Consider the following 13,593-nt stretch of genomic DNA (forward strand, 5'->3'; position numbering starts at 1 on the left):
ACGCCCAGAGTCACAGCTCCCGCCGCCCGGTTCGGTGCTCGCCGGCACCGTTCACCCGGCGAAACGATTCATGGTTGCGCCGATCAGTTGATCTCCTTCGGTTCAGCGGATTTCGTCGCGCACGGTGTGGCCCGCGATCCCCGGTGCATCGCGCCACCGCCCTCGGCGGGCGCCCGCCCGTGCGGTGTTGCGCGGGCCGGCGCCCGCCGAGGGCGCGGCGGGGGTCAGGCCGCCTGGGTGAGTTCCGCTCGGCCGAAGAGGATCGCGTAGCCGGAGGGCAGGTGGGCGAGAACGCGGTCGAGCAGGACGGGGCCGGCGAGGCGGGCGACGACGCCCAGGACCGAGCCGACGTCCCAGCGCGTGGTGGCGAGGGTGCCGCCGGTGCGCGTGGCGAGGTCCCTGACGAAGCCCCAGCCGGTCATCGGATCGGATTCCGGGATCTGGGCGGCGAAGATCCGCGCCGCCTCACGCGGGAGACGGGCGGCCAGTTCGACCCGTTCCTCGCCGGTGATGCGACGGCCGAGGGCGGCCAGAACGGTGGAGACGACCTCCTCGGCCCGCTCCCGGGTGGGATAGGCGCCGTGGTAACGGACCTGCTCCAGCATCTGGACGTACGACATGGCCGGCTCGGTGGGAACCGTCGCCGGCGCCGCCTTGGACTGCATCGGTGAAGGGCGCCTTTCTGGGATGCGGGGTGGTGATGGCCTGGCCTGGTCGGCCGGCTGCGGGAACGCACGTCCCCGTCTCGTGCCGGGGGGGCGGGCGGAGGACGGGGGTGCGTGGACGTCCCGTCCTCGGCCCGCCGGGGGGTACGGTCTCCGGCTCAGCCGGAGATCTCCTTGGGCTCCGTGCCGGCGCCGATCGAGATCTTGCGCGGCTTGGCCCGCTCGGCGATCGGGACGCGCAGGGTGAGGACGCCCGCGTCGTAGTCGGCACTGATGTGTTCGGTGTCGAGGGTGTCCGCGAGCATCACCTGGCGTGAGAACACGCCGAAGGAGCGTTCCGCGAGTTCCATCTGCACCGCGTCGCCGCCGGCCGCGGGACGGCGCTCGGCCCGGACCGTCAGCATGTTCCGCTCGACGTCGATGTCGATCGCGTCCCGGTCGACACCGGGGAGGTCGAGGGCGATCACGTACACGTCCCCGTCGCGGTAGGCGTCCATGGGCATCGCCGACGGCCGCGACCAGGTTCCGGACGTGCCGGGGAGCAACTGCTGGGTGAGCCGGTCGAGCTCACGGAAGGGGTCGGTGCGCATCAGCATCGTGAAACACCTCCAGTTCGAGCAGTTCCGCTCATGCGCTGGTTCTTGCTTCTTCTTGTAGCATGTCATCGAAACGATGACAACTGCTGGCGTCGTCAGTCGGACGACGCCAAGGTCGGGAGGTGACCATGGCCGAAGACCCGCGGGAAACCGCACCCCGCCCCGTGTCCTTCCTCGCCGCACAGGCGGCGCTGGCGGCGATCGAGGAGGCCGTCCACGGCGCCCAGGCACCGCGGCAGGGCGGACAGCCCGGCGGCGAGATCAGCCCCGACCAGGCCCTCGCCGCACTGCTGCTCCTGCGGGAGGTGCGCGACCAGCTCGCCGGGTGGGAGACGGGACTGATCGAAACCGCCCGCGAGGCGGGGGCGAGCTGGGCCGACCTGGCCCGCCCGCTCGGCGTCGCCAGCCGCCAGGCCGCCGAACGCCGGTACCTGCGCCTGCGGCCCGGCGCCCCCGGCAGCACCGGGGAGGAGCGCGTCCAGGCCACCCGGGAGCGCCGCGCCGCCGACCGGGCGGTCACCTCCTGGGCCCGTGGCAACGCCGCGGACCTGCGCCAACTCGCCGGTCAGATCACCGCACTGACGGGCCTCCCGGCCGATGCCCGTGCCCCGCTCGTCCAGGCGCTGGGCCGCGACGACGCCGCCGGTCTCATCGGGCCGCTCTCCGGCGCCCGCGCACACCTCGGCGCGCACCACCCCGAGCTGGCCGACCGCGTCGACACCGTCACCCGGCGCACCGACCGGCTCCGGCGCACGGGGACCACGGACGACGGGGCGCCGGGGGAGGGGGCGCCGGGGGAGGGGGCGTGAACCGCGTCGCGGCGGCGGCTCCGGCGGACACCGATCATCGGTGCCCGCCACCGCGACCTGCGCGCACCGGGCCGTGACGGCGGGGCCACCACCGTCGGCGCAGTCGACCCCGAGTTCCGCGGCCCCGCATCGTCAGCGACCGGCCCCTGGACGACGACGCCCTCGAACGCCTCCACGCCTCCACGCCTCCACGCCTCCACACCTCTCCCCGCTGGTCGGCGCCGGCCGGCCTTCAGCTTCGCCGCCAGTGCCGACGGGGCCGTGGACGTCGGCGCTCTGGCCGGGCCCCGTCCGCCCCGCCCACCGCAAGGTGCTGCAACCCGGCAGCGACCTCGCCGACGTACTGCTGATCGGCGCTCACCTGCGCGTCGGCGCCGGAGCCCGTCCGGCGGGCCTGGCAGGACGCCGTAGCGGACGTCGTCGTCGCGGGCGGGGACACGGTCGGCCTCGCCGCAGCGGTCTGTCTCGGTCCTCACCGCACCCGCGGGCTGCGACGCATCGACTGCGAAGGCGGGGCGCGACTGTTCGGGGCGCAGACCGCCGCCGGGCTGGTCGGCGCACTCCGGCCGTCTCCCCGCTGCTGACGGCGCGGCACGGCCGGCCGCATCGCCACCGGCCGGCCGTGCCGCCCACCGGCCTGCGTCGGGCGCCCGCGGCCGCCGAGGGCGGCACCCTGCTCGTGCGTCCTCTCGTGCGGCCGGACGGGCAGCCGGGACCGGAGGCACCCCGTTGACGGCGGCGGCCCCGCGTAAAAGGGTGGCCGGGACCGGCACCACCCGCCCCGACCGCCGTCGCCGAGACCCCCGAGGACGAGACCTACGTGAAGATCACCGCTGCCGACGTCGTCGTCACCAGCCCCGGCCGCAACTTCGTCACCCTGCGCATCACCACCGAGGACGGCCTCACCGGCCTCGGGGACGCCACCCTCAACGGTCGTGAGCTGGCCGTCGAGGCCTACCTGCGCGAGCACGTGGCCCCCCTGCTGCTCGGCCGGGACGCGCACGCCATCGAGGACACCTGGCAGTACCTGTACCGGGGCGCGTACTGGCGCCGGGGCCCGGTCACGATGGCGGCCGTCGCCGCCGTGGACACCGCCCTGTGGGACATCAAGGGCAAGGCGGCGGGCATGCCGGTCTACCAGCTCCTCGGCGGCGCGTGCCGCACGGGCGCGCTGGCCTACGGGCACGCCTCCGGCCGGGACATACCCGAGCTGCTCGACTCCGTGCGCGAGCACCTGGCCGACGGGTTCCGTGCCGTCCGCATCCAGAGCGGCATCCCCGGCCTCGACTCCGTGTACGGCGTCGCCGCCTCCGCCGCCGGGGAGGGCGAGCGCTACGACTACGAGCCCGCCCGGCGTACCCGCGCCGCTCACCCGAGGCCCACCGAGGAGACCTGGGACACCCGCGCCTACCTGCGCCACATGCCCACCGTGTTCGAAGCCGTACGGCACACCTTCGGCCCGGAGCTTCCGCTGCTGCACGACGGGCACCACCGCATGACGCCCATCCAGGCCGCGCGGCTCGGCAAGGACCTCGAACCCTACGACCTGTTCTGGCTGGAGGACGCGACCCCCGGCGAGGACCAGCGCGCACTGCGGCTGGTCCGGGAGCACACGACCACCCCGCTGGCCATCGGCGAGGTGTTCAACTCCGTCCACGACTACACCACGCTGCTCCAGGAACGCCTGATCGACTACGTCCGCTCGGCGGTGACGCACACCGGCGGCATCACGGCCGTGCGCAAACTGCTCGACATGGCCGCCGTCCACGGTGTCAGGTCCGGCATGCACGGCCCGACCGACATCTCACCCGTGGGCATGGCGGCCGCCCTCCACCTCGACCTCGCCGTGCACAACTTCGGCATCCAGGAGTACATGCGGCACGCCCCGCAGACGCTCGAGGTGTTCCGCACCTCCTACCGCTTCGAGGACGGCCTCCTGCACCCCGGCGACGCCCCCGGCCTCGGGGTGGAGCTCGACGACGAGGCCGCGTCCCGCTTCCCCTACGAGCCCGCCTACCTGCCCGTGAACCGCCTGCGCGACGGCACCGTCCACGACTGGTGAGGCCCGGGCGCGGGCCGGGCGTGGCACAGTGGGGAGGTCCCGTCGTCCTCCGGAAAGTCCCCCAGCATGCGTCTCCTGCTCATCAGGCACGGCCAGACCCCGTCCAACCTCAAGCACCTCCTGGACACCGCCGAGCCCGGCCCCGGCCTGACCTCCCTGGGCCAGGAGCAGGCCGCGGCGCTGCCCGGCGCACTGGCCGCCGAGGAGATCGACGCGCTGTACGCGTCGACACTCGTGCGCACCCAGCTGACCGCCGCGCCCCTGGCCGCCGCGACCGGGCTGGAGGTGCGGGTCCGGTCCGGCATCCGGGAACTGACCGCCGGTGACCTGGAGATGCGCGGGGACGACGAGGCGGCGCACCTCTACATGCACACCGCCTTCGCCTGGTCCGCTGGGGACGTGCGGCTCCGTATGCCCGGAGGCGAGAACGGGGTGGAGGCGCTGGGCCGGTTCGACGCCGTCGTCGCCGAGGCACACCGGGACGGTGCGGAGACGGCGGCGCTGGTCAGCCACGGAGCCGCGATCCGCATGTGGGTGGCCGCCCGGGCGGACAACGTGGACGTCGCCTACGCGGCCGAGCACCCCCTGGCCAACACGGGCATCGTCGTCCTCACCGGATCGCCCGACCAGGGGTGGCGGGCCCTGCTCTGGGAGGGCAGCTCCGTCGGGCCCCTTCCCCGCACACCCGGCCCCGACGACCCCACGGGGTCCGCCGTGTCCACGCCCTGACGCACGGCGGGAAGGCACCCGCGGACCCCGCGTATGGGAGGGCACCGTCCGGGAACAGCGGGGACGGCCCGCGCTGTTGCACAGCCGGACGCCCGCCGTACGCGTCCCCCGTATCGACACGCATGTCTGCAGGAGGAACATCTTCATGACGGACCGACCCTTGACGCTCATGGCCGTGCACGCCCACCCCGACGACGAGGCCACCGGAACGGGCGGTGTTCTGGCGCGCTACGCGGCGGAGGGCATCCGCACGGTGCTGGTGACGTGTACCGACGGCGGGTGCGGTGACGGGCCGGGGGGTGTCAAGCCGGGCGACCCGGGGCACGATCCGGCGGCCGTCGCCCTGATGCGCCGCCGCGAACTCCAAGCAAGCTGCGACGTCCTCAAGGTGAGCGACCTCGAACTGCTGGACTACGCCGACTCCGGGATGGCGGGCTGGCCGAGCAACGACGCCCCCGGCTCCTTCTGGCGGACCCCGGTGGCGGAAGGCGCCGCTCGGCTCGCGGACCTCATGCGGCACTACCGGCCCGATGTCGTCGTCACCTACGACGAGAACGGCTTCTACGGCCATCCCGACCACATCCAGGCACACCGCATCACGATGGCGGCGCTGGAGCTGACCGACTCGACGCCGAAGGTGTACTGGACGACGGCGCCCCGCTCGATGACGGGGCGTTTCGGCGAGCTCATGCGCGAGTTCGGCGAGGAGATGCCGGAGCCGGACCCCGCCGAGGCCGCCGCCCTGGCGGAGATCGGCCTGCCCGACGAGGAGATCACCACCTGGGTCGATACCACCGCGTTCAGCGGCCAGAAGTTCGACGCGCTGGCCGCGCACGCCAGTCAGGGCGAGAACATCTTCTTCCTCAGAATGGGCAAGGAGAGGTTCGGCGAGCTGATGGGCCTGGAGACCTTCGTCCGCGTCCGCGACACCACGGGCGCGGCGGTACCGGAGACCGACCTCTTCGCCGGGCTGCGTTGATCCCGGGCCGGCGGGGTCCCGGGGCTGTTAGCCTGCGCGCATGGCAGACCTGGGGCCCGTCGCCTGGCCGCCCGAGCCGATCAGGACCGGGAGGCTCCTGCTCCGTGCGTCCGAGGTCCGGGACCGCCCGGTGTTCGTCGAACTGCTGGCGTCGCCGCAGGTGCACACCTACCTCGGCGGGCCCCGACCGCGCGAGGAGCTCGAGCGTGAGATGCCCGCCGTGCCGGGGCGGTGGCCCGGGTGCTTCGTCGTCGAGCTCGACGGGGCGATGATCGGTCAGGTCCTGCTCAGGAGGGCGCCGGAGCACCAACGCCCGGCAGCCGTGGGGATGGTCGACCTCGGTTACCTGTTCCTGCCGCGGGCCTGGGGCCGCGGGTATGCCGCCGAGGCGTGCACGGCGGCGCTCGACTGGCTCGACGGCGTCCTTCCCGGCGAGCCGGTGGTGCTCACCACCCAGACCGCCAACACCGCCTCCATGCGCCTCGCCGCGAAGCTGGGGTTCGGCGAGGTCGAGCGGTTCCGGGCCTGGGACGCCGAGCAGTGGCTCGGCCTGCGGCCCCCGGCCGCGCCGTCCGACTGAACCCCAATGCCGTACGGGTGCGCGGCACTTCACCCCCAGATGGTCAACTCTGTGTGAAGCTTTGCCCATGAGTCATCCGAGTGAAGAAGTCAGGGCCAGACTGCAGACCGACCGTCCGCACTCCGCCCGTGTCTGGAACTACCTGCTGGGCGGCAAGGACAACTACCCGGTCGACAGCGCGGCCGGCGACGTCATCCTGACGACGTTTCCGGAGTTCGCCGCCGTCGCCCAGGTGCAACGGCGGTTCCTGGCCCGCGCGGTGCGGTTCCTGGCGGGCGAGGCCGGCATCCGCCAGTTCCTCGACATCGGCACCGGACTGCCGACGGCGGACAACACGCACGAGGTGGCCCAGCGCATCGCGCCGGAGAGCCGCATCGTGTACGTGGACAACGACCCCCTCGTCCTCACCCACGCCCAGGCCCTGCTCACCAGCAGCCCGGAGGGTGCCTGCGCCTACATCGACGCCGATGTGCGGGACCCGCAACGGATCCTGGCCGAGGCCGCCAAGACCCTGGACTTCAGCCGCCCGGTCGCCCTGACCATGCTGGGGATCATGGGGCAGATCTCCGACGCCGAGCGTCCCGGGGACCTGGTGAACGCGCTGCTGTCGGAGCTGCCCCCGGGCAGCTACCTGGCCCTGAGCGACGGCACCGACGGCAACGAGGCGCTCAACAGGGCGGTCGAGGCGTACAACGGGCAGTCCGCCAACACGTACCACCTGCGGTCCCCGCAGGACATCGCGGCCTACTTCGACGGGCTGACCCTGGTGGAGCCGGGCGTCGTGTCCACCGCCACCTGGCGCCCGGACGCGGACCGGCCCGAGGAGCCCACGGCCGACGTGTCCGTCTGCGGAGTCGCCGTCAAGAACTGAAGCCGCGTCCGCCCCGGGCCTCCGCACCGCGCGGTCCCGCCCGGGGCGGCGCGCATGGGACTTCCGGCAGTGGCGCGCCGCCGCCCGGCGTCCGTACCGTCGCCTGCGTGAACAGCACAACGACCAGAGGAGCGCCCGCGAGCCCGAAGGCAGAAGCGCCGCGGGCCGCGGACACGGGCCGAACGGCACTACCGGACCCGGACGATCGTCGGGGTTGACGGCCCGGCCGGGGGCCGTCAGACCCGGTCGAGGGGGCGGTGCGGCTCGCTGGGGAGTTCCACGGTGATCGCGTCACCGGGCCGCACAGTGCCACCGTGCTGCACGATGCTCATGATTCCGGCCTTGCGCACGAGGTTGCCGGCCTCGTCCCGGCCGACGACCTGCTTCAGCAGCCCGTCCCTGAAGTGGTCGATCTGCAGGCAGGGGTTGCGAAGGCCGGTCACCTCCAGCACGGCCTCCTCGCCGACGCGCAGCACCGTGCCGACCGGCAGGCCCAGCAGATCGATGCCGCGGGTGGTGATGTTCTCACCGAGGTCACCGGGCGTCACCTCGAACCCCTCCGCGCCGACCTCGGCGAAGAGTTCCTCGTGCATGAGGTGGACCTGGCGCAGGTTCGGCTGGGTCGGATCCTGCGCGACCCGTGAACGGTGCTTGACCGTCACACCGGCGTGGACGTCGCCCTCCACGCCGAGTCCGGCGAGCAGCGTGATGCTCTCCCGGTTCGGTTTGGTGAACGAGTACGTGCCGTTGCTGCTGACCGCCGTGACCACCGCGCTCATTTCTGACATCCCCTCCCGCGTGACACCACTGCTCGGTCACGAGCCTAACTCGCCGGCGGGTGACCGCCTGCTCCCGAGGAGGCTTCGGCGGCGCGGGTGCCGGTTGTGCGGTCACCCCTCGGTGCGCTGCCCCGGCCGCTCCACGGCGAGTTCGGCGGGAACTCCGGCACCGGCCCCACCGCGCCGGGACACACGGGTACCGGCGGCCGGGGCCGCGAGGACGGCCGTGGCGACGAACGCCAGGACCACGACCATCGCCGGACGCAGTCCGTAGTGGTCGCCCAGGAAGCCGAGGGTGGGCGGCCCCACCAGGAAGGCGATGTAGCCGATCGTCGCCACGAGGCCGACCCGGGCGGTCTCGTCGGGTCCCGAGTCGCCCGCCGCCGACAGGGCCACCGGGAAGCCCAGGGAGGCGCCCAGTCCCCAGAACAGAACGGCGGCCGCGGCCACGACGGTGTTGTCGGAGAAGATGACCAGACACAGACCGACGGCCCCGGAGACCGCGCTGGCCCGCACGACGGCCGCCCGGCTGTAACGGCTGAGGAAGAACGTGCCGCTGAAGCGTCCCAGCGTCATGGCCGCCGCGAACCCCACGTAGACGAGCGAGCCGACGGCGGCGTCGAGACCGTGGCCGTCGACCATGAGCAGCGGCAGCCAGTCGTTTGCGGCGCCCTCGGCGAGAGCCATGGCCAGGACGATGGCCCCGATCATCAGGAGCCGCCGGTCCTTCCACACCTGCGGTCCCGCGGGCCGCGGGGAGTCCGCAGCGGGCGCCGCGGCCCGGACCCCGGTCCCGGCGGGAACGGCACCGATGGCGTACCCGAAGATCGCGGCGGTCACCGCGGCCACCGCCAGCAGGTGCCAGTGGGCCGGAAACGCCGCCGCGGTGGCCGCCATGCCGGCCAGCGCGCCGATGACGGTGCCCAGGCTGAAGCAGCCGTGCAGCGTGGGCAGAACCGTCGTACCGGTGATGCGCTCCACGTCGGCACCGTCCACGTTGATCGCCACCTCGCCCGATCCGACGCCCACGCCGAACACGCACAGTCCCGCGGTGACCAGGGGCGCGGAGCCGAGGGCGCTGCCCGCGCCGACGACGAGCACGCTCACGACGACGAACAGGGTGGCGAGCGCCGTCACGGGCCTGGTCCCGAACCGCGACACGAAACGGCCGGAACAGAGGATGCCGGTCATCGAGCCGACGGACAGACCGAACAGCACCAGTCCCATCTGCCCCGTGGACACACTCAGTTGGTCACGGATGTCCGGGGTGCGCGTGACCCAGGAGGACATGGCTGTGCCGTTGAGGAAGAAGAAGAGATACAGCGCCCGGCGGCGTCGGTGCACAGCGCGGTCTGTCAAGGAAGGGCTCCGCCGGTGTTGGAGACAATGAGGGGCAGGCAGGCGACGATCCCGCGGCACCCACCAAGTATGCACAAATGTACACACCGGTTCGGCGGGCGAGAAGACAAGGCGGACAACGGCGATGACTGGCAGCACCCGTGGCCCCAACGACCCCCGGCGCCGCGAACGCATTCTCGACGCCGCGCTCGACGTCATCGCCGAACACGGTGCCCTCAAGGTGACCTTCCGCAGGATCGCGGCGGCGGCCGGCGTGCCGCTCGGGTCACTGACCTACTACTTCGACGACATGCAGCACCTGCTGACCGACGCCTTCACCCGGCTCGCGGAGACCGTCTCCACCCGCTACGGCGCCCTGCTGGAGGCCGCGCGGACCCGCCAGGAGGCCGAGGAGGCGGTCGTCGAGATCATCTGCGGCAAGGTCTGGGGGACCGACCGCAATCTCCTGCTCAGCTACGAGCTCTACGCCTTCGCCACCCGCCACCCCGAGGTGCGCGCCGTCATGCGCTCCTGGATGCAGGCCAGCAGATCCTCCCTGGCCAGGCACTTCGACCCGCTCACCGCGCGGGCCCTGGACGCCCTGGTCGAGGGATTCTCCATCCACAACTCCGTCGACCTGCGGCCCACCGACCGCGAGGAGGTCGCCGCCGTCGTCCGGGCCGTCGTCGACCGGCACCACTGAACAGGACCCGCCACGAGTTCGCCGCCGTCAGCTCCCGTCGGCGGACCCGCGGCGGGTCAGCTCGGCGGCCAGGCGGCGCATGGCCGTACGGTTGGCCCGTCGCATCGTGGCACGCACGACGGGGGCCAGCAGGCGATCGGAGAGCGGGGCACGCACCCATGCGTAGGTGAACGAGACACGTGTCCCGCCCCCTCGCAGCGGCTCCAGGACGTAGATCCCCCGGGCCAGCCGCCGGCCGCCCGCGCTGACGTTGCGCTCGACGATGCGCCGGGGCGCGTCGGCCTCGACGACCTCGATGTCGACGTCGGTCTTCGTGCCGCCCAGTGAGGCGGTGACCGTGACGCGCGAGCCGACCCCGCGGGCTGGGCCGCCGCAGCCCCAGTCGGACAGGTAGTGATCCGTGAACCGCTCGTGGTGCGCCAGGACGTCGAGGAAGTCGTAGACCTGCTCGGGTGTCCGGGGCACGCCGATCGACACGGTGACAGGCTTCATGTACCACACGGTACACGCGATGCGTACCCATTGGTACGCTCGCGACGTGAGGGCAGGGGACGATTCCGGGGCGGCGCCGGACGCCGTCGGACAGGGTGCGCGAGGCGACCGGCGCGCAGATCTGGTGGACGCGGCCGTGGACCACGTCGTGGCCCACGGCATCGCCGACCTGAGTCTGCGCCGGCTCGGTGCCGCGATCGGGGTCAGTCACCGCATGCTGATCCACTACTTCGGCTCCAAGGAACAGCTGCTCGTCGAGATCGTCCGGGCGTCGGAGCGACGCCAGCGGGAGCTGCTGCTCCGACTGCGCGCGCAGCCAGGACGCTCGCCCGCCGACGTCGCACGGTTGCTGTGGCGGCAGTTGACGGATCCCGCGACGGCCGGCCAGGAGCGGCTCTTCTTCGAGATCTGCGCGCAGGCCCTGCGTGGCCGGCCCGAGGCGGCCCCGTTCCTGGACGGGCTGGTGGACTCCTGGCTCGAACCCCTGGCGGTGGCCGAGGCCGAGGCCGGGGCGCCGCCCGCCACGGCGCGGAACCGGGCCAGGCTGGGCCTCGCCACCGTCCGGGGCCTGCTGCTCGATCTGCTTGCCACCGGCGACCGCGCCGGTGTCGACGCGGCGATGGAGGAGTTCCTCCGGCTGTACTACGGCTCCGAGTGACAAAACCGGACCGCCGGCTGCGGGGACGCGGTGGTGGGCTCGTCGTGCAGAGCCGCAGCGCATGGGTGGGAATCGCGGACTTCACCACCGGCAGGCGCCGTTGAAAGCCCGTGCCGCAGGTGTGAAACGGCTCCGAGGGGCAACTCGAAGGCCATCGAAGGAGAAACCGGCTGATCTACGACAGATCGGGAGAAGGCATGTCGACCTACAGCAGAACGGGAACCCACAACGGCGGCAGGACCAGCGGGCTGGCGATCGCCGGACTGGTCTGCGGCATCGTCGGACTGCTCATCCTGCCGATCGTCCTGGGCCCACTCGCGATCGTCTTCGGCGCCGTGGCGCTGCGGCAGACCGGATCGGCCATGGCCAAGTGGGCCCTCGGCCTCGGAGTGGCCGACATCGTGCTCATGATCGTGATGTTCGCCGTCGCCGCCAACAACGGCGGAGCCTTCTCCTGGCACTTCGGCTGACACCGTCCGGTCGGACTCGCACCGCGGGCCCGCACCGCCTCCCGCAGGCGGTGCGGGCCCGTCCGCGATGTTCGCGGGGCCGCCCGGAGGCAGTTCGCCGAGTCCCTGCGCCGCGGCCCGCCGGGTGCGCTGTTCGAGCAGGTCGAGGGCGTGGGTGGGTGACCAGGTCGCGATTGACGGGGACGCATCGCGTCAACAGGCCGGGGGCAGCACCGAGTTCGGCGGCCACGGCGCGCAGGGCCGGCCCCGCGGATCCGCCGGGGGGCCACGACCTTCCGTACCGCTGCTGAGACCTCCCGCCACCCGGCCTCGTGATCTCCCTTGGTGCGTGGCATGCCGCGACGGTACGTTGACACCCCGCTTGTCGTGCGAACAGGGAGGCCCTCATGTTCTCGGTGCCACTGGCCGGTTCTGTTCGCCTCGGTCCACTGGAGGTGTGGCAGGCCGAGGAGTTCGCGGCTCACCTGGACCGGGCCCGTGAGCACATCCGTCCCTGGGTCGGCCCCGCCTTCGTCACCGACGACACCGACGGAGCACGGGCCACCCTCGAACGGTATGCCGCTCGCCAGGCCGCCGACGGTGCCCGACTGTTCGGTCTCTGGGACGGACAAGTCCTGGTCGGCGGCGTGATGTTCACCCAGTTCGACGCGGCCTTCGGCACCTGTGAGATCGGCTGCTGGCTGGAGCCGTCGGCCGAGGGCCGGGGGCTGATCACGCGGGCCTGCGGCCAGTTGCTGGACTGGGCCTTCACCACCCGGCGCATGCACCGGGCCGAGTGGCACTGCCGGGCGGACAACGCGCGCAGCGCCGCGGTGGCCGAGCGGCTCGGCATGACCCTCGAAGGTGTGCGGCGCGAGGCGTGGCCGTACCAAGGCGTGCGCCACGACAAGCAGGTCTGGGCGGTGCTGGCCCCCGAGTGGAAGGCCCGGGGACGGCAGCGGTGAAGCGGGACGACACCGTACGCACCCCGTGCGCGACCCCTCAGCCGAGCGGGTGCAGCGTGAACTCGTTGGCGTCCGGGTCGAGGAGGAACACCCCGTCGCCGGTCCTGTCATCGCCGGCACGCGTCGCGCCCAGCGCGAGCAGGCGGTCGATCTCCGCGTCGAAGCCGGCGCCGGGGACCGCGAGTTCGAGACGGAGCCGGTTGGCCCCCGTCTGCGGCGCCACCGGCGGACCACCCCAGGTGATCTTCGTGCCACCGGCCGGTGACTGGATCGCGGTCTCCTGGTCCTGGTCCCAGACCAGCGGCCACCGCAGCGCCTCGCTCCAGAAGTAGCCGACCGCCTGCGTGCCGTCGCAGGCCAGCGCTCCGACCGGGCCGATGCCGGCGAGGAAGGCGTTGCCCGCGGGCAGGACGCAGAACTCGTTCCCGTCCGGGTCGGCGAGCACCACGTGCCCTTCTTCGGGACGCTGGCCCACGTCGATGTGCTTCCCACCCAGGCGCAGGGCCCTGGCCACCGTGTGCCGCTGGTCCTCCGGGGACGTGCTGGTGAGGTCGAAGTGCGCCCGGTTCTGGACCGTCTTCGGCGCCAGGCCCGGCACGAACCGGATGCGGTACCCGGTGCCGTCCGGAGGCAGCAGCGCGACGTCCCCCTCCGGTCCTGCCGCCGACTCCCAGTCCAGTACACCGGACCAGAACCGTGCCAGCTCCGCGGGCAGGGAAGTGGTGAAGCAGATCGCGGACAGTTGACTGGTCATACGCGGCGCACCCTCGATCCATGACGGTCGTACGGTCGTACCTGGAATGTCGCCGGCCCCGGGTGGGGACCGGTGCGGCGGTACGCCCGCCCGACGGCCGCAGCCTAGGGCGGTCGCACTGCCACCGCACCCGAGTTTCCCGCCCGCAAGCCGTAGGGTCGGAG

16 protein-coding genes are annotated in these 13,593 nt (G+C 72.7%); 10 read left to right on the forward strand and 6 right to left on the reverse strand.

Features of this window, described 5'->3' with window-relative positions; all coding sequences use genetic code 11:
* Positions 1–224 precede the first annotated feature (224 nt).
* Positions 225–665 carry a DUF2267 domain-containing protein gene (locus tag IG88_RS0130575; protein WP_031048251.1) on the reverse strand — a complete coding sequence of 147 codons (441 nt, stop codon included), beginning with the start codon at positions 663–665 and terminating at the stop codon, positions 225–227.
* Positions 666–823: 158 nt separating this feature from the next.
* Positions 824–1,261: an Hsp20/alpha crystallin family protein gene (locus IG88_RS0130580; protein WP_031048252.1), complete on the reverse strand. Its 438-nt coding sequence runs from the start codon at positions 1,259–1,261 to the stop codon at positions 824–826.
* 128 nt (positions 1,262–1,389) lie between these two features.
* Between IG88_RS0130580 and IG88_RS0130585 the strand changes: the two genes are divergently transcribed.
* The 6 genes from IG88_RS0130585 to IG88_RS0130610 all read left to right on the forward strand — a co-directional run bounded on the left by IG88_RS0130585 (position 1,390) and on the right by IG88_RS0130610 (position 7,291).
* On the forward strand, positions 1,390–2,070 hold the full coding sequence (locus IG88_RS0130585; protein ID WP_051852130.1) for a hypothetical protein: 681 nt from the start codon (positions 1,390–1,392) through the stop codon (positions 2,068–2,070).
* An 820-nt stretch (positions 2,071–2,890) separates the two neighbouring features.
* Positions 2,891–4,132, forward strand: coding sequence for a D-mannonate dehydratase ManD (gene manD, locus IG88_RS0130590; RefSeq protein ID WP_031048256.1), 1,242 nt, complete (start codon positions 2,891–2,893; stop codon positions 4,130–4,132).
* Between the two features lie 66 nt (positions 4,133–4,198).
* Entirely contained in the window at positions 4,199–4,861 is a 663-nt protein-coding gene (locus IG88_RS0130595; RefSeq protein ID WP_031048259.1) for a histidine phosphatase family protein, read from the forward strand.
* A gap of 145 nt (positions 4,862–5,006) precedes the next feature.
* Complete coding sequence (locus IG88_RS0130600; protein ID WP_031048261.1) at positions 5,007–5,840, forward strand: PIG-L family deacetylase; 834 nt, start codon at positions 5,007–5,009, stop codon at positions 5,838–5,840.
* Between the two features lie 40 nt (positions 5,841–5,880).
* Positions 5,881–6,420: a GNAT family N-acetyltransferase gene (locus tag IG88_RS0130605; protein ID WP_031048265.1), complete on the forward strand. Its 540-nt coding sequence runs from the start codon at positions 5,881–5,883 to the stop codon at positions 6,418–6,420.
* 67 nt (positions 6,421–6,487) lie between these two features.
* Entirely contained in the window at positions 6,488–7,291 is an 804-nt protein-coding gene (locus IG88_RS0130610; RefSeq protein ID WP_031048268.1) for an SAM-dependent methyltransferase, read from the forward strand.
* A 236-nt stretch (positions 7,292–7,527) separates the two neighbouring features.
* On the opposite strand, the gene IG88_RS0130615 is transcribed toward IG88_RS0130610, so the two are convergent.
* Positions 7,528–8,070 carry an MOSC domain-containing protein gene (locus tag IG88_RS0130615; RefSeq protein ID WP_031048270.1) on the reverse strand — a complete coding sequence of 181 codons (543 nt, stop codon included), beginning with the start codon at positions 8,068–8,070 and terminating at the stop codon, positions 7,528–7,530.
* 111 nt (positions 8,071–8,181) lie between these two features.
* Positions 8,182–9,471: an MFS transporter gene (locus tag IG88_RS0130620; RefSeq protein WP_324609016.1), complete on the reverse strand. Its 1,290-nt coding sequence runs from the start codon at positions 9,469–9,471 to the stop codon at positions 8,182–8,184.
* Positions 9,472–9,553: 82 nt separating this feature from the next.
* On the opposite strand from IG88_RS0130620, the gene IG88_RS0130625 reads away from it, so the two are divergent.
* Positions 9,554–10,111 (forward strand): TetR/AcrR family transcriptional regulator, encoded by a 558-nt coding sequence (locus IG88_RS0130625; protein ID WP_031048276.1) that lies wholly within the window; start codon positions 9,554–9,556, stop codon positions 10,109–10,111.
* Positions 10,112–10,138: 27 nt separating this feature from the next.
* Here the strand turns inward: IG88_RS0130625 and IG88_RS0130630 are convergent, their stop codons facing one another.
* A complete protein-coding gene (locus IG88_RS0130630; RefSeq protein ID WP_031048279.1) occupies positions 10,139–10,603 on the reverse strand; it encodes an SRPBCC family protein in 465 nt (154 codons plus the stop codon).
* Positions 10,604–10,649: 46 nt separating this feature from the next.
* Between IG88_RS0130630 and IG88_RS39240 the strand changes: the two genes are divergently transcribed.
* From IG88_RS39240 to IG88_RS0130645, 3 genes are all read left to right on the forward strand, one after another.
* Positions 10,650–11,261 (forward strand): TetR/AcrR family transcriptional regulator, encoded by a 612-nt coding sequence (locus tag IG88_RS39240; RefSeq protein WP_234332378.1) that lies wholly within the window; start codon positions 10,650–10,652, stop codon positions 11,259–11,261.
* Positions 11,262–11,458: 197 nt separating this feature from the next.
* Positions 11,459–11,731, forward strand: a complete 273-nt coding sequence (locus tag IG88_RS0130640) for a DUF4190 domain-containing protein (protein ID WP_031048283.1) — start codon at positions 11,459–11,461, stop codon at positions 11,729–11,731.
* A 386-nt stretch (positions 11,732–12,117) separates the two neighbouring features.
* Positions 12,118–12,675 carry a GNAT family N-acetyltransferase gene (locus IG88_RS0130645; RefSeq protein ID WP_031048286.1) on the forward strand — a complete coding sequence of 186 codons (558 nt, stop codon included), beginning with the start codon at positions 12,118–12,120 and terminating at the stop codon, positions 12,673–12,675.
* Between the two features lie 37 nt (positions 12,676–12,712).
* Here the strand turns inward: IG88_RS0130645 and IG88_RS0130650 are convergent, their stop codons facing one another.
* Positions 12,713–13,429, reverse strand: a complete 717-nt coding sequence (locus IG88_RS0130650; protein ID WP_031048289.1) for a VOC family protein — start codon at positions 13,427–13,429, stop codon at positions 12,713–12,715.
* Positions 13,430–13,593: the final 164 nt, after the last annotated feature.

The organism is Streptomyces sp. NRRL F-5650 (assembly GCF_000721365.1).
GTDB lineage: Bacteria > Actinomycetota > Actinomycetes > Streptomycetales > Streptomycetaceae > Streptomyces > Streptomyces ardesiacus.

What these genes read in the sequence shown, in the direction of transcription:
- IG88_RS0130575 (WP_031048251.1), bottom strand. Translation starts at nt 665, where the DNA reads ATGCAGTCCAAGGCGGCGCCGGCGACGGTTCCCACCGAGCCGGCCATG.
- IG88_RS0130580 (WP_031048252.1), bottom strand. Translation starts at nt 1,261, where the DNA reads ATGCTGATGCGCACCGACCCCTTCCGTGAGCTCGACCGGCTCACCCAG.
- IG88_RS0130585 (WP_051852130.1), top strand. Translation starts at nt 1,390, where the DNA reads ATGGCCGAAGACCCGCGGGAAACCGCACCCCGCCCCGTGTCCTTCCTC.
- IG88_RS0130595 (WP_031048259.1), top strand. Translation starts at nt 4,199, where the DNA reads ATGCGTCTCCTGCTCATCAGGCACGGCCAGACCCCGTCCAACCTCAAG.
- IG88_RS0130600 (WP_031048261.1), top strand. Translation starts at nt 5,007, where the DNA reads ATGACGGACCGACCCTTGACGCTCATGGCCGTGCACGCCCACCCCGAC.
- IG88_RS0130605 (WP_031048265.1), top strand. Translation starts at nt 5,881, where the DNA reads ATGGCAGACCTGGGGCCCGTCGCCTGGCCGCCCGAGCCGATCAGGACC.
- IG88_RS0130610 (WP_031048268.1), top strand. Translation starts at nt 6,488, where the DNA reads ATGAGTCATCCGAGTGAAGAAGTCAGGGCCAGACTGCAGACCGACCGT.
- IG88_RS0130615 (WP_031048270.1), bottom strand. Translation starts at nt 8,070, where the DNA reads ATGAGCGCGGTGGTCACGGCGGTCAGCAGCAACGGCACGTACTCGTTC.
- IG88_RS0130625 (WP_031048276.1), top strand. Translation starts at nt 9,554, where the DNA reads ATGACTGGCAGCACCCGTGGCCCCAACGACCCCCGGCGCCGCGAACGC.
- IG88_RS0130630 (WP_031048279.1), bottom strand. Translation starts at nt 10,603, where the DNA reads ATGAAGCCTGTCACCGTGTCGATCGGCGTGCCCCGGACACCCGAGCAG.
- IG88_RS0130640 (WP_031048283.1), top strand. Translation starts at nt 11,459, where the DNA reads ATGTCGACCTACAGCAGAACGGGAACCCACAACGGCGGCAGGACCAGC.
- IG88_RS0130645 (WP_031048286.1), top strand. Translation starts at nt 12,118, where the DNA reads ATGTTCTCGGTGCCACTGGCCGGTTCTGTTCGCCTCGGTCCACTGGAG.
- IG88_RS0130650 (WP_031048289.1), bottom strand. Translation starts at nt 13,429, where the DNA reads ATGACCAGTCAACTGTCCGCGATCTGCTTCACCACTTCCCTGCCCGCG.